The sequence below is a fragment of the Tumebacillus flagellatus genome (genome assembly GCF_000714935.1).
Classification (GTDB): domain Bacteria; phylum Bacillota; class Bacilli; order Tumebacillales; family Tumebacillaceae; genus Tumebacillus; species Tumebacillus flagellatus.
Map to the genome: position 1 here is coordinate 40,952 of NZ_JMIR01000037.1, position 19,368 is coordinate 60,319.

Annotated in this window: 16 protein-coding genes, 4 tRNA genes and 1 other RNA gene; 1 reads left to right on the forward strand and 20 read right to left on the reverse strand. The window is 55.8% G+C overall.

The window, feature by feature from the left end; translation table 11 throughout:
- Positions 1-7: 7 nt before the first annotated feature.
- The 13 genes from EL26_RS19570 to EL26_RS19630 form a co-directional block, all read right to left on the reverse strand.
- On the reverse strand, positions 8-319 hold the full coding sequence (locus tag EL26_RS19570; protein WP_038093057.1) for a YbaB/EbfC family nucleoid-associated protein: 312 nt from the start codon (positions 317-319) through the stop codon (positions 8-10).
- Positions 320-346: 27 nt separating this feature from the next.
- Positions 347-2,419 carry a DNA polymerase III subunit gamma/tau gene (gene dnaX / locus EL26_RS19575; protein WP_052036606.1) on the reverse strand — a complete coding sequence of 691 codons (2,073 nt, stop codon included), beginning with the start codon at positions 2,417-2,419 and terminating at the stop codon, positions 347-349.
- Between the two features lie 102 nt (positions 2,420-2,521).
- Positions 2,522-3,247: a hypothetical protein gene (locus EL26_RS19580; RefSeq protein ID WP_038093060.1), complete on the reverse strand. Its 726-nt coding sequence runs from the start codon at positions 3,245-3,247 to the stop codon at positions 2,522-2,524.
- Between the two features lie 2 nt (positions 3,248-3,249).
- Positions 3,250-3,717, reverse strand: coding sequence for a protein-export chaperone SecB (locus tag EL26_RS19585; protein WP_038093063.1), 468 nt, complete (start codon positions 3,715-3,717; stop codon positions 3,250-3,252).
- Between the two features lie 25 nt (positions 3,718-3,742).
- Entirely contained in the window at positions 3,743-4,324 is a 582-nt protein-coding gene (locus tag EL26_RS19590; RefSeq protein ID WP_038093067.1) for a hypothetical protein, read from the reverse strand.
- 241 nt (positions 4,325-4,565) lie between these two features.
- On the reverse strand, positions 4,566-5,678 hold the full coding sequence (locus EL26_RS19595; protein WP_081857350.1) for a two-component system sensor histidine kinase NtrB: 1,113 nt from the start codon (positions 5,676-5,678) through the stop codon (positions 4,566-4,568).
- 167 nt (positions 5,679-5,845) lie between these two features.
- Positions 5,846-6,110: signal recognition particle sRNA large type (gene ffs / locus EL26_RS24720), an RNA gene on the reverse strand.
- A gap of 12 nt (positions 6,111-6,122) precedes the next feature.
- Positions 6,123-6,214, reverse strand: a tRNA-Ser gene (locus tag EL26_RS19605).
- A gap of 11 nt (positions 6,215-6,225) precedes the next feature.
- Positions 6,226-6,316, reverse strand: a tRNA-Ser gene (locus EL26_RS19610).
- A 24-nt stretch (positions 6,317-6,340) separates the two neighbouring features.
- The gene (gene tadA / locus EL26_RS19615; protein ID WP_152559336.1) at positions 6,341-6,805 is read right to left on the reverse strand and encodes a tRNA adenosine(34) deaminase TadA; all 465 of its coding nucleotides are present in this window, start codon (positions 6,803-6,805) and stop codon (positions 6,341-6,343) included.
- A 55-nt stretch (positions 6,806-6,860) separates the two neighbouring features.
- A tRNA-Arg gene (locus tag EL26_RS19620) sits at positions 6,861-6,939 on the reverse strand.
- Between the two features lie 42 nt (positions 6,940-6,981).
- Positions 6,982-7,072: transfer RNA gene (locus EL26_RS19625), tRNA-Ser, on the reverse strand.
- A gap of 75 nt (positions 7,073-7,147) precedes the next feature.
- Entirely contained in the window at positions 7,148-7,402 is a 255-nt protein-coding gene (locus EL26_RS19630) for a hypothetical protein (protein WP_038093077.1), read from the reverse strand.
- Positions 7,403-8,097: 695 nt separating this feature from the next.
- On the opposite strand from EL26_RS19630, the gene EL26_RS19635 reads away from it, so the two are divergent.
- Positions 8,098-8,409: a hypothetical protein gene (locus EL26_RS19635; RefSeq protein ID WP_038093079.1), complete on the forward strand. Its 312-nt coding sequence runs from the start codon at positions 8,098-8,100 to the stop codon at positions 8,407-8,409.
- Between the two features lie 63 nt (positions 8,410-8,472).
- Here EL26_RS19635 and EL26_RS24135 read toward each other — a convergent pair whose 3' ends face one another.
- From EL26_RS24135 to EL26_RS24140, 7 genes are read right to left on the reverse strand one after another with little or no spacing between them, the layout of a single operon-like run.
- Entirely contained in the window at positions 8,473-9,282 is an 810-nt protein-coding gene (locus EL26_RS24135; RefSeq protein WP_052036607.1) for a peptidoglycan recognition protein family protein, read from the reverse strand.
- A gap of 56 nt (positions 9,283-9,338) precedes the next feature.
- Positions 9,339-9,848 carry a phage holin family protein gene (locus EL26_RS19645; RefSeq protein ID WP_052036608.1) on the reverse strand — a complete coding sequence of 170 codons (510 nt, stop codon included), beginning with the start codon at positions 9,846-9,848 and terminating at the stop codon, positions 9,339-9,341.
- Between the two features lie 20 nt (positions 9,849-9,868).
- Positions 9,869-10,156 carry a hypothetical protein gene (locus EL26_RS19650; RefSeq protein WP_038093082.1) on the reverse strand — a complete coding sequence of 96 codons (288 nt, stop codon included), beginning with the start codon at positions 10,154-10,156 and terminating at the stop codon, positions 9,869-9,871.
- Between the two features lie 4 nt (positions 10,157-10,160).
- Complete coding sequence (locus EL26_RS19655) at positions 10,161-11,321, reverse strand: hypothetical protein (RefSeq protein WP_038093085.1); 1,161 nt, start codon at positions 11,319-11,321, stop codon at positions 10,161-10,163.
- Entirely contained in the window at positions 11,314-14,409 is a 3,096-nt protein-coding gene (locus EL26_RS19660; RefSeq protein ID WP_038093088.1) for a fibronectin type III domain-containing protein, read from the reverse strand. The genes EL26_RS19655 and EL26_RS19660 overlap by 8 nt, the downstream gene beginning before the upstream one ends.
- Before the next feature lie 14 nt (positions 14,410-14,423).
- Positions 14,424-14,729: a hypothetical protein gene (locus EL26_RS19665; RefSeq protein WP_038093091.1), complete on the reverse strand. Its 306-nt coding sequence runs from the start codon at positions 14,727-14,729 to the stop codon at positions 14,424-14,426.
- 44 nt (positions 14,730-14,773) lie between these two features.
- Positions 14,774-19,363: a phage tail tape measure protein gene (locus EL26_RS24140; RefSeq protein ID WP_052036609.1), complete on the reverse strand. Its 4,590-nt coding sequence runs from the start codon at positions 19,361-19,363 to the stop codon at positions 14,774-14,776.
- Positions 19,364-19,368: the final 5 nt, after the last annotated feature.

The window sequence follows — 19,368 nt, forward strand, 5'->3', positions numbered from 1 at the left end:
CCCGCTACTAGAACAAGCCCGGCATGTTCATGCCTTTGGTGTACTTGCCCATTTCCGCTTGGGTCATCTCGTCGACCTTCTTCATCGCTTCGTTGATCGCCGCGAGCACGAGGTCTTGAAGCATTTCCACATCGTCCGGGTCAACCGCTTCCGGCTTGATCGTGACGGATTGGACTTGCTTGTGGCCGGAGACCACGATGGAAACGACGCCGCCGCCCGCGGTGCCTTCCACGGTTTTGTTGCCGAGTTCTTCCTGGGCTTTCATCATTTGTTCTTGCATTTTTTGTGCTTGCTTCATCAGTTGTTGCATGTTTTTCATGGGAGATTCACCTCATGATAGAATATGTTACTCCAGAACCGTTACATGCTCGGGTCCGAAGAGATACTTGGCTTTTTCGACGAGGTCGTCGATGTCTTGCGCGCGCGGTCCGGTCGGAGCAGGCTCAGGCTCGGAAGCATCCTGCGCCGGGGCGTCCGGTTGTTCTGCCGGAGCTTCGTGCGCAGACGGATGGTCTGCCGCCGCCGCTGCCGGACTCGGACTTGCAACGCTCGGGCTTGGCGACGGCGCGTCGTTTCGCGGCGGCTCTGCGCTCGGAGCGGAATCGCCGCCGCCCGGCTCCGGAGTGGGAACGGGCACGGGCATGTTCTTCGCAAAGCGCTCCCATTCGTTCTCCATCACCGCGTACAGCTGTGTCGGCGCGCCGTTCATCAATTGCGTGAAGACCGCGTCGATGATGTCTTTATGAATCGGCTTCATGATCGTCTCTTTGTGAATCGGCGATTTGAACGCGACGATGATGAACCCGTTGGAAACCGCTACGGGGTTGCCCGCCAAGAGCCAGGCTTGGGCGGTGATTTTTTGCTTTTTCACTTCATCCAGCACGCGCTGCCAATAGTTTTGGACGTGCGCCAACGCTTCCGGGTTCGGAGCGCCCGCGACTTTGTCCAATCCGGCGTTCGCAGAAGGCGCGGACGCTTGGGGAGCCGGACGCGCCGGTTCCGGTGCGGACTGTGCGGGAGCAACCGGGCTCGGAGTTTGTCCGCCGGGCCTTCCCGTTGGAGCCGAAGCCGGCGCGGGCGCGCTGGAAACGTGCGCGGCTGCCGGAGACGGAGCACTTGCCGTGTTTCGAGCGTTCGCCGGAGCGGGAGCCTGTGATACGGCGCCGCCGCCCGACGCGACGCGGTGTTCCAGTTCGGCGAGACGGCGCAGGATGTCCTGCGGCACTTGCGCGGGTGCTTGCATCCCGCCGCCGAAGTTGCCCGGCATCGGAGCGCCGCCGGAGAGCCGCTGCTCCAGCTCTTGAATGCGCTTGAGCAGATCTTCCGGTTGGAAAGACTGGATGTTGCACAGGCGCACCATCAGCATCTCCAACAAGAGGCGGCCTTGGGACTGCCACTTGAGTTCGTTTTGCACCTGCGTCATCTGCTCGATCATCTGGATGAGCAGTTGCGTTTCAAACAGCCCCGCCACTTCGGCAAACTGCCGGTCGTAGTTGGCGCGGTCTTGGATTTCTTCCAGATGCGGCACGGTCTTCATCATCAGCAGATCGCGGAAGTACGTCACCAAGTCGTGCATCAACTGCACGACGTCTTTGCCGTTGTCGACGAGCGTCCCGATATGCCCGAGCACGGCGGGCGGGTTGCGTTGTGCCACGGCGCGGGCGATGTCGGCGAGAATCTCCGAGGAGATCGAGCCGACCATCGAGATGATGTCCTCGGCGCGCACCTGGTCGCCGCCAAACGAGATGACTTGGTCAAAAATCGAAAGCGCGTCGCGCATCCCGCCCTCGGCTGCGCGCGCGATCAGCCAGAGCGCTTCCTCTTCGACCTGCACGCCTTTTTCCTGCGCGATGAAGTTCAAGCGGTCGACGATTTGACGCCCCATGATGCGGCGGAAATCGAAGCGCTGGCAGCGCGAGATGATCGTCGCCGGAAGTTTGTGCGGTTCGGTGGTCGCGAGGATGAACATGACGTGATGGGGCGGCTCTTCCAGCGTTTTGAGCAACGCGTTGAACGCCTCCGTCGTCAGCATGTGCACTTCGTCGACGATATAGACCTTGTAGCGCACTTCCGTCGGGGCGAACTTGACTTTGTCGCGCAAGTCGCGGATCTCATCGACGCCGCGGTTGGAAGCGGCGTCGATTTCCAGCACGTCCATGATCGAGCCCTTGGTGATGCCGATGCAAGCGGGGCATTCGTTGCACGGCTCCTCGGCGGGACCGTGTTCACAGTTGATCGCCTTTGCCAGAATCTTCGCAGCCGAGGTCTTCCCCGTGCCGCGCGGTCCGTTGAATAAGTACGCGTGGGCGAAGCGGTTCTGACGCAGCGCGTTTTGCAGCGTCCGCGTCACATGCTCCTGCCCCACAATATCTCGAAAAAGTTGGGGTCGCCATTCCCGATACAGCGCAATGTAACCCATGTCAGCGAACCCCTCCCTTCCATGTCCATAGATGTTCATTCTACAGAGTAACACAGTTCAGAGGCGAAATCAAAAGCGGAGGGATACGAAAAAAGCGGCCCATTAGGCCGCAGTTACAGTGCGATTCATGAGTTCGTAGAGGTTGTCATTTCCATACAAGTGGAACTTGTCCGTTTCCTCCCATAGTTTCTCACTGTCCAAGCAGATCCGAATATAGTCCGCATCTGACAGGCTTACTAAGAAGATTCCAAAACGAATACCGGTCCCTTTCAGAACGCTGGAAAGAATCCGAAGATATTGGATATCCTTGTTCTGAAAAGACAATGGCAGACATTTGATCTCAACAAACTCAGCTATAGGATCGCTGCGCTCCAAAACCCCTACGTCAACTGTTCTCTTTTTCTCCTGTTCGGTCAGATAATATCTGACGGGGTTTCCATTGACAAGCACTTCACACCCGGTTTCTAACACAACTTCAGATGAATTCCTGAACCTGTGCCGGAAGATGAATTCGACCAACTTTTCTGGAATGAGTCCCCGGAGCTTCACAACCTCCTCATCACTTCCACAAAGATCAAAAAAACGAATGAGTAACGCCCGGAATTCATCGATGTCTTGACCACGATCACGTTTAAAGTTTCTTTCACACCATTCCCGGACTTTTTGCTTACCGTTTGATACGGTCCACCTGCCACTGACCTTCATCAGATTATAGTATCTTGAAACCAACTCTCGATTGCGATATAAAAAACAAGCGATATCGGTAGCATAACCTTCTAAATGGGGATACTTTCGATCCAGTGGAATAAAGGAGATACTGCTGGTCATCTTTATTCCTCCGTGAGCAAATCATTATTACGATCTTTCGAATCATGGATGGATTGTAAAATATCCATGGTAGGTAATAAGACGGGTGGCAAAAGCATCTGGCTTGCAAGAGAACCGATCGTGGTTCTGGCGTAAGACAAAAGTTGGGGGACTACCTGGATCTCGGTGAATTCGTACAAGTCTTCGCGAGATATTTCATTTTCCGATTCAAAAACACCTCGATGAGTCGTCTCAAACTCATACATATCCATGTCCTCTTGATCACAAAGTTTTACGTGAACACGGAGATATCCGTGACTTTTCCGATCATCAAGGATTTCAACTTTATAGGACAATGCGCTTTTAAACCTTACCTTCGAATCTAACTCCCCATTGGTAAGTTTCATCGCCTTCACATCAACTAACACCACATTGGTCATTTGAATGTAGTATTTCGCCAATTGATAAGACTTAAATTCCTTATTCTCCATCTTCCATTCACCCTTTCTATTTACATCAAGCACATAAGGAAGCCCGCTGGTCATCAGCGGGCATTGTGGTAGGCGACATCCAATCACTAGTCATCGACATATAGGGTTGAAATTCATGAGTCATCGAAACTTGAGGTGGGAGTGTCCACTCGAAGGTTCCTTGCAGCACGTGAGGGACGACTTCTTGCAACTTCTCAACTGTGACAGAGACTTGTGAAAGCGTTCTGTACAACTCAGAGATTGAATCAACCATCGAATGTACGAAAAGTGCTTCCTCTCCCTCATCAAGCAGGGTTTGCAACGTATAGAGCTCAGAGTCCAGAAAATCTAACGTTTTGTCCGAGTTGGAGACTTGAAGAGAGGCAATTCGGTTCATTTTTTCCGCTCCGAATTCGTCGAGCCATCTCCAGAAATGTTTGTAGTCACCCTCAATCGAAAGACCCTCCTGCAAAACTTCCTCAAACGATTGACGACCAAAAACGGAAACCCCCATGATGTCCTCGATGGCCTTGAAGTAGCACAAAAAAATATCAGTGAGGATCTTATCCGATTCACTCGTCATTTTTCTGTCTACACCAATCAGACTCCATACATCTTGAACCATCATGAGCCACCTCTTTCATCGCTGAATTCATAGAAATAATTACCATGTTACCTAATAATAAACTATCATATTCAGCTTATCAAAATCAATAGTTTTGACCAAAGTTTCGACAAAAATTGCATTATTCCTCTTGTCTCTCCTTTATCATATGGTTGAATTCCTGCTTATATTACAACCCGATTTCTGTCATACCATAACAAGTAATTAGTATATACTTTTTGGGGATGAACTAATCAACCCATTGTCATGGTTGATTCCGCTCCACCAACCCCGGCAGCAGCACCGATACCGTCGTGCCAAACCCTTTGGACGTCACTTGAATCTTGCCGCCGAGGTCGTTGACGAGGCGTTGGCAGATCGGCAGCCCCAAGCCCGTCCCCGTCTCCTTGGTGGTGAAGAACGTGTCAAAGATCCGATCCAACATATAATGCGGAATCCCCGGCCCCGTGTCGCGGATGTCAACGCGCACCAGACCCTCGCGCTCTTGGTACGAACTCTCGATCTTCAACTTCCCGCCGTCCGTCTCCGCCATCGCTTCAATGGCGTTCTTGACCAAATTCCACAACACCTGCTTCAACATCTCCCGGTCCGCATACACCGCCGGCACCGGCTGCAAATCGAGCGCAAACTCGATGTTGTGCAAAATCGACTCGCTGGAGATCAGCGGCGCAATCACCGTGATCAACTCCTCCATCTCCAGCGCTTCCATCTTCAACTCCCGCGGCTTCGAGAGCAACAGCAACTCGCCCACCAACCCGTTGATCCGCTCAATCTCCGAGAGCATCACCGTCGTGTAGCTGTGCTCCTTGCCCATCCCGTTTCTCTCCAACTCATGCCGCATCATCTGCAAGAACCCTTTGATCGACGTCAGAGGATTGCGAATCTCGTGCGCCACCCCCGCGGCGATCTTCCCCACCGTCGCGAGCTTCTCATGGTGCTGCACCTGCCGCTCCAGCGACACCAAATTCCCAATCTCCTTCAAAAAAACGACCAGCCCCGCCGTCTCACCCTCGCGACCGCGCAAAAAATAACTGTCCGCCAGCACCGTCCGCTCCTTGCCGGAACGCAGCACCCGCACCACATGATTGCGCAAACACTTGCGCTCGCGAACCATCTCTTGCAACCATTCATACTCCGGCGTCACCGGCAACACAAACGATTCCAATTCGCAAGGCAGCACCACCTCGGCACTCTCCCCTGCCAGCAACTCGCACGCGGCCGCGTTCGCCGCCAACACCGTATACTCAAAATCAAGCGCGACCATTCCGTCCCGGTACGCTTCGATCTGCAACCCTTCCACCTGCAATCCCTCAATGGGTACTCCCTGTTCGCCCGATGCAGAGGACTGTCTCGTCATCACGCGCCAACCCCCTTCCCGTCATCTCTTACTGGGAAAGTTCTGCTAGCTTCCTGTCGAATCCTTCGGTGAACGATGTCTCTTCCTGTCGAACACAAAAACAAAAAAAACAGACCCGTGCGGACAAGGCACAGGTCTGTTCTCCCTACTTCGGTATAAACTTGTAGCCGTGCATCCGGCTTCGAAACCCCTTGAGAAGCCGAGAGGAGGAGTTAGCTCAGACCAGGCCGCCCTGCGGCACACGCAACGATTCCCTTAGTGCTGCTTCCTTCCGGACCTGACACGGTTCAGGAGGCTGCGTTGCGCAGGACCCAATCCTCAACACCACTTTCTCATCTGCAAACTTCCCACGGAAGTCCCTCAGCCGAACTTCGACCCCGCTATAGCGGATTCGCGGGTTACAAGGCGCCGCTACTGCCCCGTCTAGCACGACAAACTTTCTCTTGGCGGAGAGAAAGGGATTCGAACCCTTGAGACGGTTTCCCGCCTACACGATTTCCAATCGTGCTCCTTCGACCAAACTCGGACATCTCTCCAAAATAAAAAATGGCGGAGAGAGTGGGATTCGAACCCACGGGACCCGTGAAAGGCCCACTCGCTTTCGAGGCGAGCTCTTTCGACCACTCAGACATCTCTCCGTGACGTATGAACTTCGAAAAAACTTACTTGCGCCGGAGCCTGCGGAAAAAGTCCTTCAGCATCGCGCCGCACTCTTCAGCCAACACACCGCGAATCACTTGCGGCCGATGGTTCCAATCGTCCGTCTCCACGAAGTTCACTTTCGATCCGACAGCCCCGCCCTTGGGGTCCATCGCACCGATGATCACCTCGTCCACTCGGGAAAGCAAAACGGTTCCCGCGCACATCGGACACGGTTCTAATGTAACATAAAGCTGACATCCTGTCAACCTCCAGCCTCCCGTGACGCGGGCGGCTTCCCGGATGGCGATCAGTTCGGCGTGCGCCGTCGGGTCTTTCCACATCTCGCGCATGTTGTGCCCGCGGGCGATGATTTCGCCTCCGCGCACGACGACCGCGCCGATCGGAACTTCGCCGTAACTCCCTGCGATTTCCGCTTCCCGCATCGCCTCGCGCATGTAGAATTCATGATCCCGCTCGACTTCCACGAAAGCTCCTCCATCCGTTGGTGATCCTCTGGTTGATTGGTGATACTTAATAGTATGGCGCACCCGGAGGGATTCGAACCCCCCCAAGACGTCGTTTAGGAAACGACCGCTCTATCCACCTGAGCTACGGGTGCAAAAAGAACTCCATACGCAAAACCGCGATGGAGTTCCAACATTGGCGGAGGGGGAGGGATTCGAACCCTCGATACTGTTTCCAGTATACTCCCTTAGCAGGGGAGCGCCTTCGGCCAACTCGGCCACCACTCCAGAACGATTCTTAGTGTACAACAAAAGCCGCTCCTTTCGCAAGAGGCGGCATTTGTAAGATCCGGGACTTCTTAACTATCGGCGTCCCCGGATGCGATTGACCGCGTAAAACGTCATAAACAGCGTGTACGCCCACGTGAGGATGAAGATGATCCAGACCAAGAATCGCGGCGCCACCGGCGAGATGTACAAAAGGCCCGTGAAGAAAAACATCGCGATGGTGATAAAAATCGCCCGGCCAAACGCGGCGCGGTGAAACGCCATATACTGAATGACCACACAGATCACGAATACGATCACGCCTGCGGAAAAAAGAGCACTTGGACTCATGTAATAATTCCCCTCCTGCCTTACAATTCTACTCGACACTCATTATACAACAGAGTCAGTGCTAATGTTAGAACAGATTCCAATGTGTTCCGCTCACTTCCAGTAGTGCGGTTTGCAGTGTTGTTGTTGCACGATTTTTTCCCGTGTTTTCCACCCGTTTCTATCCGTGCGTTAGAATTAATGTTAGAAATGATAGAAGCTCGTCTGATTGGTACGGGCTTACAGACCATCCGTAATCGGGTGGTCTTTGTCATGTCCATTCGTGTTTCAACATATAGTGTATTGCATGTGATCACGTCACGGCCGACGACACACATAGCACCACGAACCTGCGGAGCGCGCCCGCGAGCTTTGGTATGCGCAGAACATCAGATGACTAAAGCTGTGCTTGGTGGGGGCGCTCACCGGGCTGTTCGTGGACCGCATATTTAAAACTGGACGGCTGCAAGACCAGATCAGAGACACAGCCTATTCTCACTTGAAAGGGCCGGGGGTGGACGCCCGCGCCGGTGTTACCGCGAGATCACGTCAAGACAGCTACGCCCCAGTTGGGGGCTCTTGAAAAATACAACTTCATATTTCTAACGAACCCCTTTCATTTTGTGGAAGGGGTTGTTTGTGTTAGGGAGGTCTTCCGCTACTTTTTGTTGAAATAAAACACGAACTAATAATTATTTTCAAGGAGTGAGATCAAATTGCGTTACGAAAATCAAATTGCTAGTTGGTGTAAGAAATGTGGTTGGTGGGGTCTTGTTGGGGCAATTGTAGCGGGGTTGATTTATGCTTGGCCAAGCGACGGAGTCAAAGTTTCGGCCGGTTACATTTCGAACACTATCGGTCAGCACGGATTTCTATGGGTTTCATTCCTCGAATTCATTGGTTCCGGCTGGATGGGGTGTCTGTTCTTTCTAGCCCTTGGCGAGATCATCGATCAACTCGCTGAACTGAACTGGCGTTGGCATGAGCGAGAGCGCCGCGAACATCTGGAACGTCAAAAAGCAAGCTAAAAAAAGCCCGCCCCCTTTAAATAGGAGGCGGGCTTTGAAATTCCCAACGCTTGCGAATTTTGATTAATTCTGATCGAACCGCATCTGCTCCGCGCCAGCGCTGTAGCACGCCTGCAGCGCGGCGTTGTCCGTGAGCGGCCACATTGCTTGCAGCAGTTTCTCGACCCGCTGAGCGGCGGCGGCCGTCGGCTTGCCAAGGTCTGCCGTGATCGGGAGCCCGGCGCGTGCGCGGATCGCGTTCGCCGCTCGGTTGAGCGCCACCTGATCGTCGCGGCGCGAGCTGGTGAAGTACGCGCTGATCAGTTTCACCGCGTCGGCGGCGGCCTCATTGTCGAGGTCGACGGCCTGCTGTTGCGGTGCCGGGTTTTTCTGCGCATCGAGGATCTTCTGCACATCACGGCGGAAGTCGTCCACCGTCTTGCCGAACGCGGCAAAGTAGCCGTCAGGGTCGGTGTGGTCAGTGCCGCCGAACTGTTGCGCGATCTCGTGGTGAGAGCGGATCATGTCCGCGCCGCGTCCGTATGCCGCGCACCGGCGGGCGAACCATTGGGTAGCGATGCCCCACACCTTGGCGAAGTCGGCCGTGTTGGTGGCGTGGCACAGCTCGTACCCTTCAGTCCACTGATTCGCCGGTTGGCCAACGTGCCAGCCCACTTCGTCGAGCGGGAGCGTCAGCAGGACTTCGTTCCAATCAATGAAGCCATGCGCATTGGCATCGCGGGGGCCAGAGTTGAAGTAAGCGAGCTCGTTCCGCGCCGTCGCGCCCGGCGACGCCGTTTCGTGCAAAACGAGGAAGCGGGTCTCCTTCCGTGTTTGGTAGGAGCGGTTTGCCGCGCAGGAAATCAGGCTGGTGTTGATCGTGAGAGTGGTCATGTGAAAAACCTCCTTGGATTGGAAATAGAAAGGGCTCCGCGTTCGCCGCTGGAGCCCTACTTGTTTTCGGTTTGGTCGGCAAGTTGGTCTGTGTTGCCGGTTGCCGCCTGCTGGCGTGCGGACGAGCGGTTCGTTTTCGCTAACAGTTCAGACCCTACGAGGTTTAGCACAACAGGCGGAATGTACTTCCCCCACCCCGCGCGCGCGGAGTTCGCAGTGAAACTCTGCCAAGTGTGATAAAGCAGCGCCAGCCAAACGCCATAGAACAGCACGCCCGGCGTACTGAACGCCTTGTCGAGTAGATTGGCAAATGCCGGGAGCGAGAGCACTACGAGGGTACGCTTGACCCCCTCGATCCCGTATTCACTGGAGTAGGTTTTGTCTTTTTTGGCGGCGGACGTGCCGGAAAACCAGTCGTACACCACGGCTCCCACAAGGATCAAGAATAGCGTCAGGCGGTCGGGACCGTAGAGCTTGTCTACCACGCTGCCGACAATCGCCCCCACAGCGGCGAATGCAGCTGTATCAATTTTCCACAGGCTTTCCAGATGCAAAGATTTGAACATTGGCTGTCATCTCCCTTTGTCTATAGCGGTTTCACAAACATAATCGTCATGTCGCGGGGAGTCCGGCACAGGACAACTACCTCTGCTCCGGGCACCAGCCCCGTGACATGCTGCGGAACGCCTACACCCGGAGTCGGCGATGTGGCGGCATTGATCGTCACCGTCGCCCGATTGCCGCTTACGCTTACGACCTTGCCGTCAGCAAACAGCGCCGCGTTGTAGCAACGCTTCTCCTCCAGCATTTTTTCAATTCTTGAGCTGATCCAAGACCATAATTTTTCGTACCACTGGTTATGCGTGTGTATCATACCCTCAGACCACCTTTCGAATCGCTTGGGCCTCACCGGTCATGAGGCCCGCGTTCGGCGACAGGTCGATGTTGAACCGCACCAACATGAACGTGCCGTCGGTGCCGATCCAATCGTCCGTGATTCCGATGACGTCACCGGCTTCGTGCAGGTAGTTCGGCCACAGCGAGAAGCGTTGCTCCTCCAAAACCACCGACGCGCGCTTCAGCTCGTAGTCAGCGCGGTTCTGAGCATCCTGCTGCGTGGCAATGATCGAGTCGGGAGATCCGTTGTTCCAGCGGAACAGACGCACGCCGATGTTGACCGTGGAAATCGGCGAGTTCGGGTCATCGTTCGATGCCGTCGCGTAGACGGTGGCAGTCTGAGACGATCCGCCGACGACGTCGACGCGGTTATACAACTTCGACGTGTTCAGCACCTTGTCACTCCCTGCATACAGCGTGTAGTCGCTCTTGTCGTAGACCCAACTCGGCGCAACTTGCGACACGTCCGCGACCTTCGGCCGGAATACGAGATGACCGTCCACGTCGAAATAGCAGTCGTAAACGGCGAGGTCTGCAAGCTCCCGGATCGCCTTTCCCCGCGACTCCCCCGCCTGGTATGTGAGGTCATAGGGAACGTTCACGGAGCACGCCTCGAACACACATTGTGATTTCGGTACGCCCGCCCCGGCTGCGATCAGCTTGATCGCCTCCGCAACCGGAGTAGCGGCCCCTTGGTCGTTCTTGGCTTTGACCGTCGTTGTGTCGGAAAAACATCCTAATGGTTGTCCGTCGAGCAACTTCCATTTGTCGCCGCCGGACAAGACGGCGATACGCGTTCCGTCCGGCTTCGACGTGGCTTGCAATTGCTCCAACAAAAAAACACCCTGCGGGACGTACGCGACGCCTCCGGGTGTTTGAAGTCCGACGTAGAGCTTCACTCTCTTATCAATCCAGATTCTACCGCCGATGCTCCACGTCAAGGCTCCGCTCGAATTGTCCAAGGTGATGTTGAACTGACGGCGCACATCCTGCTCACCGTCGACGGAGATCGTGCCGGAGATGATCTCCGTCTCGATACGATCGAGCAGATTTTCGTTCCAGTCCAACAGGTCGATACGAGCGTAGAGCACCGATGACGCGCCGGTCATGGCTTTGATAAAAGTAGAGTCTGCGTTATACATTTGCCGCCTCCCACCAATCTACTGTGACGTCGTATCTGACCCCGCCAAGGGTCACATCGTGCTTCGGCGGCTTGATCCGCACGCGGTAAATGAAGCCCGATGCGAATTTCAACAAGTAGGTGTTCGTCGATGCCGCCATAGCGTCCAAGCGCTCTGCGAGGGCGACCGTCTGCTCCGCGCTTGCGGTTTCCATGAGTGCTGCCAAAGTTCCGACCTTGTAGTTGGCAGCTCCTCGCCTCTCGCGCGGGTACTGCGAGAAAGTCTCTTGTAGCGCCGGTTGCTGGCCGGGGTCGATCTTCGCTCCGTTCTGGTTGTACTTGAAGCAGACGGAATTCGCGGGATTCGCTTCGTCAATCAACCACTGGCCAAAAAACGAACTGTTGACGGTGGCGCGGCCGTAATCGGACACCGCGCCACCGATTGTTACCCCGGTTACGCCGTACTCATGTTGCCCGGCCGGGCAGGTGTAGTCGATATACGGTGTGGTTGCGCCGGTAGCGACAAGCCTCCACGTCGTTTCACCGACCTTGCGGCGGTAAACATCGTTTCGCGTGACGGTCGGTTGGCTTCCCGTAGGTGCGGGATTCGTCCACGCGACTTTGACACTCGCGGTGATTGTGCAAGCGGTCGCGGTTACGATCGGCGTAGCGGGTGGCGTATACAAAACGGAAAAAGTTGACTTCACAGTCGCCGTGATCCCGTCCTGTGAGGTTGCGGAGAACTCGATTTGATACGTAGTCCCGTTCGCGAGGCCGGAGAATGTTTTCGTGTTTGCTGTTCCAACTAAGTCACCTGAATCCTGAACAACCGACGTTCCGGAAGCATTAAGCAAGCGAAATCGGAACGTCTGCTCTGGCGCGCCTTGCGCCTGTGTGTAGACCCCTTGGAACGTATAGGAATCCGTGGTGATTTTACCCCCCGGAATCGCGACGAGCGAGACCGACGGTGCGGTCGAACACTTAAATGTCGAGTAGCTCGACCAAGGAGACACCAAGCCAAGAGAATCGTAAAATCGAATCCGCCATTGATAGGTTTTACCGTTTTGGAGTTTGTTGGCAGGTACGTTACCAGTCACAGTGAGGGAGTTCGGTACACCCGTCTTCGGAATCGTCCACACAGGTGTTGACGGGCTGGAGACGTCGTAGAACTCCACTTCCATAGCGCTTGGATAGTCCCCCGGCGTATCCGTGAAGAGCGCGCTAAAATTCGCGGCCATCGTTGCGTCAAAGTTTGGAAGCGTAAGGTTCGTAGGTTTCTGCGGTGCAACATTAATCGAGATGGTCGCGGAGTTAATCGAACCGGTCGTGCCAAGCTGCCATGCGTAGGCGATGATTCTCGACGTGGTGCGTTTGACGGTCGCGTTCTTGATGTCATTCGTGCTGTCCGACTGCAAGACGGTCGCGGCGGCGTCCCACGCGATTCCGTCGGCGCTTGTTTTGAGCACCAATTGGTATTTGGAAGATGCCGCGTCGTAGGTCGTGTACAACGCGTAGAACTTGCCTGCATACGGGTCTGCCGTAATGCCAGCGTTGTAGCAGTCTAAGTTGCTCACCGGAGCGGCGAGCGTTTGTATTGTGGTGGAAAAGTTGAGCCCGTTATACAGGCCTGTGCCAGTCGAATATGTCGTCCGGACGGAGATTTTCTTCTGAGTCGTCTCCGTACTTCCGGTTGCCTCTTCCCACGAAATAACATAACGCGCTCCGTTGTAACCGACGCGCGGTCGTTGCGCGCGGCCGTAATAATCCGCTGATACGAAATTGACGCTGACGAACGACGAGGACGCCGCCTGCCATACCGATTGATTGATCCGGTAGTCCGAATTTGACGCGTAGTATTCGGACGCGAAGAAGACTGTCGGCGTGTCGTCGGTTCGAATCACGACAAACGGGTCTTTCTTATAGCCGCCGTTGTCATTGCTTGAGAGGCGATAGTTAGTCCCGAACAGGTAGCCCCCGTTTCCGTCTGCCGTACCTTTGATCGCGAATACGTGGATTTGGTTCACGTATGACGCGTTGGAGCCGTCAGGATACGCGTATGCGAGCCAGAGATTGCCGGTTGAGGTGTACGCATGGTGTACGATTTTCTCGACCTTGCCGGAGGGGAGACCACCGACAACGCTCCTCCAGTTCGACGTGACGCTTGACACGGTTGCCGCGTCAAACTCCAACAACACGCAACCGGTCGCGTGAGCGGCGAACAGAGAGACCCTCGTACCGAACGCGGCGAGATTACCGCCGGACTGGATGCCGGTGTACGCAGCGGAACCGAACGTCGTCCATGTCGTGCCGGAGTCGACCGATTTGTAGAAGTCGTACCGCGCGTTGGTGGCGTTCCAGACTGCGCTGATCAACCAGTTGTTCGAGAGTTCGACGATTTTGTTGCCGCCATAGAGGGCGTCGGTGCCGCTGGCGGCTACAACAGTCGGGTCGATGATGACCGGGTAACGGCGTTCCGGATCGGATAGCCACGTATACGGAACAGATGTGCAGACCTCCAACCGTCCGTTGGTCAGCGTTGAGCAGATGTACCGCCCACGCATCCGCTGAACCTTGTCGTTCTGGTCCCACGCTTCAACAGGAGGTAGCGTGAAGACGACCTGGCCGTTTCCGTCTACGAGCTCCAATACCTCCGCTTGGAAGTCGCCGGACGCTTCCGAACCGTCTGCGAGCACGCGGAGATCAGCGCTAAACTCCAATATGTCCTTGGCAGCAAGCCACGGGCTTTCCAGAATTTCAACCGGCGCGCGCAGGTCAACACGAACGCTCATGTAGTGCTTGAGTCGCCCCGCTTCGAGCGTCCAGTAACTTTCCATCTCCGGGTACGCTTCACCGCTTCTGACGTGGAAGTCTCGGTTTGCGACCGGCACCAGTTGCCCCGCGTCGTACAGCACATCTTCCAACCCGCTCTCCGGGTCGAAGTACCTGGTATCCTTTGGCGTGATCGTGATGGTGTACCCTCCGGCCTCATAGGTAACGCGGCCACCGTTGAACGTCGCTTTGGTTTGGCCGTTGTCGCTTTCCAATGTGCCTTTCTCTCCGACGATCAGCGGCGCAGGGGCGAGGGCGGTATTTTTTACTATGATAGGCACATTTTCCGCCTCCTTTACTGCTGAGTGTAGAACAGGTCTCCCGCCGCCTCGCTGTTGCGAACGATCGTCAAAGTTGTTCCGTCCGCGAGCGAGTACGTCAGCGGGAACAGCGGGGTGAACGACCTGCCGCCACGATACCAGCGCTCCTTGCCGCTGATCAGGTACATGGAGTCAGACGGCTCCACGGAGCTGCTGACGCAGAACTGCTTCACCAAGTCCGGAGCGACGGCCGACACGTTGACGTCAGACGGGTCGCCAGTTCCACCGTAAAGCTTGCCGTTGTCGATCATCGTCACTTGCCACTTCGTTGCTTGAATCATGTCTCTTCCTCCTTTAATGTAAAAAGCCGTCCGAAGCTGGGCGGCTAATTCGGAACTCCGTTCATGAGGTTTTGCACCTCGCGCTTCACCTCTTTACGTGCAGCGTCAGCAGCAACGTTGGCGATCGTGTCGGCATCCATGTGCGGCGTCACTTGAATTGGAACTGTGACGTTGATGTTTCCGACGCCAGCCGGACGAGCGGAGTTTGTGAGGGGCTGCTGAGCCGCCACCATCACCGCGCGGTTCATCCGGTCTGACGCAGTCTCGCGTGCCATGAACATTTGCATGAACGCTTCGAACGTGCGGTTCTGCGACACCGACAGGATGCGTTCCCCCGCTTCGAGGGTGTAGGTCGGCTCGCTTCCGGGCGGACCCGGAACACTGTCCGTGCCCGTGTGCGCTTTCGGGAATGTCCACTTGCCTGTGGCGTCGTCGTATTGGCCGCCGATCGACTTTCCAAGAGTCGAAGCTTGGTCGTGGAGCTTTTGTTGCTCTTCCGGCGATGCGGTCTGCCACTTTGCAGAGATCGCGGCCATCTGCGCTTTGATGTCGGCCACGCTGTTTGACTTCGCTCCGGTTGGAGCTGGCGGGCCGTAGACGGGGGCAGGGGAGATCGAGCCAGTCGCGCCGGTGGAGAACAGTCCTCCGGCCGCCATGATCTCGTTTTGCGTTTTGATGTACTCGGCTTTCATGCGGCCAAGATAGTCTTGAACATACCCCAGCGTGGTTTCGAGACCGTTCTTCTCTACGGAAGCGCGGGCGTCGGCGTTGATCCGCTCGTCGGACAAAAGCTGTCTCCAATACGCTTCGTGCGCGGCTTTCAATTTCTCGTTGCTGTCGCGGACTTCTTGCAGCTTTGCTTCAAGTTGTTCGCGCTGCTTGCGGGTCTCCTGATCGCGCTCCATGTCGCCGATCCGGTCTTTCTGGTCCTTGATCTGCTTGTCCAAGTCTGTGAGCTTTGCTTGATCAGCGACGCGCTTTTCGACCAGATTACCGTTTTCGTCCTTCTCGATCTTGACGTAGCGTTTGTCGTCAGCAACTTTGTTCCGCTGATCTTGGAGCTCTGCGAGCTTTTCGCGTTCCCGCTCGATGTCCGCGAGTTCTTTTGCGGCTTGCGTTTGCTTGTCCAATGCGTCGATCTGGTCTTGAACCGCCTTTTCGTTCGCCTTGGCTTGCTTCTCGATCGCCGCCATGTCTGCGTCACGGTCGATCTCTCGCGCCGCTTTGAGGCTTGCTTCGATCTCGTGCGTCAGCGTTCGTGTTGCATCGGCAAGTTTCTGTGTCGCGGCGATCTGGTCTTCCGGGTTGTACTGCTCTTTCTTTGCAACCACCCGCGCCCACGCGTCATAGGTGGAGCGCGCGATCTCGATTTCCTCCGCGCCAGCATCACGCATCTTCTCCGCGTTCTCTGTGATCCAGTCCTCGGAGTCCTTGAAGGATGCCGACCGGTACTCTTTCGCCGCGCGGTCATACTCCTGTTGCGCCTTGGCTCTGTCAGCGGCCAGCAATCCGGTGCGTTGCAGAACGCGGCTCCAACCCTCCATCTCCATCTGCGACACGGCGATACTGCTTTCCCCCGCATCTTGCATCGCCTGTTTCTTGGTGGCGATCCAGACTTCGGAGTAGTTGAACGATTCGTGCTCGATCTCGTTGTTGATGCTGTACAACTCCTGAGTATGTTTCGCGAGCCAGTCACCGTATGACGTGCGAATGTCTTTTAACCGTTCGACATACTGCTCCTCGTTGATCGCACCGGTATCAAGCAATTGTTTGCTGTATGCAAGATCATTTTGGTAGGAGTCACGACGCGCCTGATCTGCCTCTTTCTCCAGTTGTTCGGCGCTCTTCCCTTTCTTGTCATCGGGTAGAGCGAACGTGTCGGTCCCACCCCCGTCTTTGCCGCTGGACCCGCCGATCTTCGAGAACGCATCGCCGGTTACGCGAGCGAGGTCGTCCTTGTACTTGGAAATGGTGGCTTCGTATATGGGGATGACCTTTTGCGCGTCTGCGGCACTCTTGGCGGCTTGGTCAGCCATCACAAGAAGCCGCTTGCCGCGTTTTTCGTCATCAATGGTCGGGTCGACGCCACTCGCAGCATCGGCAAGGAATGCGGCGCGGGCCTTTGAGAGCGTGTTGTACGCCTCAACGACCGCCATTGCGCTGTCGAGATGAGCTTGCGCCACGGCCATTTGGTCGTTGATCTGCTTCTCGGCGGCTGTCCGCGAGGCTTCGGCGGCTTTCTTCTCGACGTCGATCCGTTGGTTCAGCGCTTCGTTGTTCGTGATGATCGCGCGACCGCGCTCGTCTTCGACTACGACAAGCTGCGGCATCGACTGCTTGAGTTGATCGGTCACAGATCGAAGTTCCGCCGTCTCCGAAGCGTTGAGTTGAACTTTAGACGTCAGCTCGTTGTAACGGTCGCGCAACTTTTCTAAGTTAGCAATCTCCTGCGCCTTAGATGCCGCGTCAGAGATACTCGCCTCCACGAGCTGTTGCATCATCGGTATGTTGTCAGACATGGCCTGACGAAGCTCCGCCGCCTTTGCCTTCACGTTGTCCGTCGTGACCCCGTGCTCAGCCATCGTCTCGCTGAGTTTCTTCAACTCGGCGTCCACAGCGGCGATCTCTTTTTGCTTGCCACCCATCCATCCGCCAGCGGCGAGATCCGCGCGCTTTTTGTTCAGGTCATCCATCTGCTTCGCCATGTCTTCCAGTGCTTTGGCATCGTCCTCGATTTCTTTGAAGCGGTTCGCGTCCTTGGTTTTGGCGCCATCCTGCATAGCCTTGTTGAGTTCTTCCTGAGCCTCCGCGAACTTCTTCGCCTTTTCAGCAGATTCCGAATAGGCAGTTCCTAAAAAAGTGACGACGCCGATGATAGCTGTCAGACCAAGAATCCAAGGGTTTGTAGACAACGCTGCCATTGAAATCTTCGCCTCATCAGCAGCTTTTTTCAGCTTGGTGAGAGCCGTCACAAACAGAAGAACAGACGCAACGGTGCCAGAGAATCCAAGAGCGAGACCAGCCGCACCGTTGATCAACGAACGAGTTCCCGTATCCACTTCGTTATACTTTTGGAGAATTGAGGTTAGTGCAGATGTGATAATGCCGGCGGCCGGTGCGAACGATTCCCCAAATTTGCTCCCCGCGACCGCCGCCTCTGCCTGCAACTGCTTGAGGGAACCATTCAGGCTGTCGATCTTCATCTTCGCGGTCTCGTCGGCGGTGACTTGTTTCATGGCCTGATCCATTTCTTGGAGCCCCTGCGCACCCTCATTCGCGAGAATCGAGAGTGCCCTGACACCGTCGGTGCCGCCCAACATTTCGAGAATCTTCCCACGATTCTGGTCGTTGAATCGGGCGAGCTTGGTGTGCAGCATCTCCGCGATGTCTGCGAACGACTTCATTTTCCCTTGGTTGTCGAAGAACGAAAGACCCAGCTTGTCCAGGACCTTCTGCTGTTGCTCGGTCGGGTTGATCATCGCGAGGATGGTTGTTTTCAATGATGTACCCGCGTCTGATCCACGCAAGCCGTTGTTTGCAAACAATGCGAGGACGGCGTTTACATCCTCGAACTTTGCGCTAACTTGCGCGGCTACCGGCCCCAAGGCTTGATTTGCATAGGTCATCTCACGGACTGATGTTGCGGAAGCATTCGCCGCACCGGCCGCGATGTCAGCGACTGTCTTAAGCGAGAGGTTTTCCTTCTTGTAGGTGTTCAGCGCCCCAGAGGCGTAGTTGGCGGCGTCCCCGACGTCGAGTTCACCCGCCACAATGAGCGAAAGAGCGTCCTTTAGTTCTCCGTCAGCGAGACGTTTCAAGTCGACGCCTGCTTTGACAAATTCGGTTGTTGCATCGACCGCAATGTTTGGGAGTATCCCATAGGCAGGACCGATCTTGTCGGCCGCCGCGCGCACCTGATCAAGTTGTTGAACGCTTGCGTTCGTGACCGATTTGAGGTCAGCGAGCGCCTGATTCACTTTTGCGTATTGGGCAATCCCCGCGACGAACACGGCGGTGATCGCGGCGGCGGCGATGGTAGCTCTTCTGGCGGGGTCGTCGATCGCGTCAGCGGTCTTTTTCGTTTCCTCTTGCGCCTTTTTCGCAGCGGAAGCCGCTGCATCGCTCGCTTCTTTCTCGGCGTCGGAACGCTCCTTTGCCGCCTTCTTGGCCTGAGAGTGGATCTGTTTCGCCTCAGCGGCAATGCGGGACTTCTCCTGCGCGTCAACGCGAGCTTGCCTTGCAACTTCGGATTGTGCGTTTGCGACGGTTCGCAACTCGGCCGCGTACTGCTTGGCGGCGGAAGCCTGCTCTTCCAACGCTTTTTTCATCTCCGGCGCGGCGTTTTTGGCGGCGGCCGCCAGCTCACGCGCAGCTTGTGTTGCTGCTTGCGCTTGGCTACGCGCTTCACGAGCGGCCTGCGTTTGCTCCTGCGCGTTTTTCTTCGCCTCCTGCGCGGCGGTGCGTGTCGCTGCGGCCTGTGCGCGTGCGGCGTTCTCGACCATGAGGAAATCGTTCTTGCGCTCGCGGATCGCCGCGCCAAGGGAGGTCATATCTGCCTTGGAATCAGCTACGTCGCGTTTGAATTGTCCGGTGGACAGTTGGAGGTCGGCTTTGATCTTTGCAACACTAGCCACGCATC

Coding starts and splice junctions, on each gene's coding strand:
- EL26_RS19570 (WP_038093057.1), bottom strand. CDS start 319: ATGAAAAACATGCAACAACTGATGAAGCAAGCACAAAAAATGCAAGAA.
- dnaX (WP_052036606.1), bottom strand. CDS start 2,419: ATGGGTTACATTGCGCTGTATCGGGAATGGCGACCCCAACTTTTTCGA.
- EL26_RS19580 (WP_038093060.1), bottom strand. CDS start 3,247: ATGACCAGCAGTATCTCCTTTATTCCACTGGATCGAAAGTATCCCCAT.
- EL26_RS19585 (WP_038093063.1), bottom strand. CDS start 3,717: ATGGAGAATAAGGAATTTAAGTCTTATCAATTGGCGAAATACTACATT.
- EL26_RS19590 (WP_038093067.1), bottom strand. CDS start 4,324: ATGATGGTTCAAGATGTATGGAGTCTGATTGGTGTAGACAGAAAAATG.
- EL26_RS19595 (WP_081857350.1), bottom strand. CDS start 5,678: ATGACGAGACAGTCCTCTGCATCGGGCGAACAGGGAGTACCCATTGAG.
- EL26_RS19630 (WP_038093077.1), bottom strand. CDS start 7,402: ATGAGTCCAAGTGCTCTTTTTTCCGCAGGCGTGATCGTATTCGTGATC.
- EL26_RS24135 (WP_052036607.1), bottom strand. CDS start 9,282: ATGACCACTCTCACGATCAACACCAGCCTGATTTCCTGCGCGGCAAAC.
- EL26_RS19645 (WP_052036608.1), bottom strand. CDS start 9,848: ATGTTCAAATCTTTGCATCTGGAAAGCCTGTGGAAAATTGATACAGCT.
- EL26_RS19650 (WP_038093082.1), bottom strand. CDS start 10,156: ATGATACACACGCATAACCAGTGGTACGAAAAATTATGGTCTTGGATC.
- EL26_RS19655 (WP_038093085.1), bottom strand. CDS start 11,321: ATGTATAACGCAGACTCTACTTTTATCAAAGCCATGACCGGCGCGTCA.
- EL26_RS19665 (WP_038093091.1), bottom strand. CDS start 14,729: ATGATTCAAGCAACGAAGTGGCAAGTGACGATGATCGACAACGGCAAG.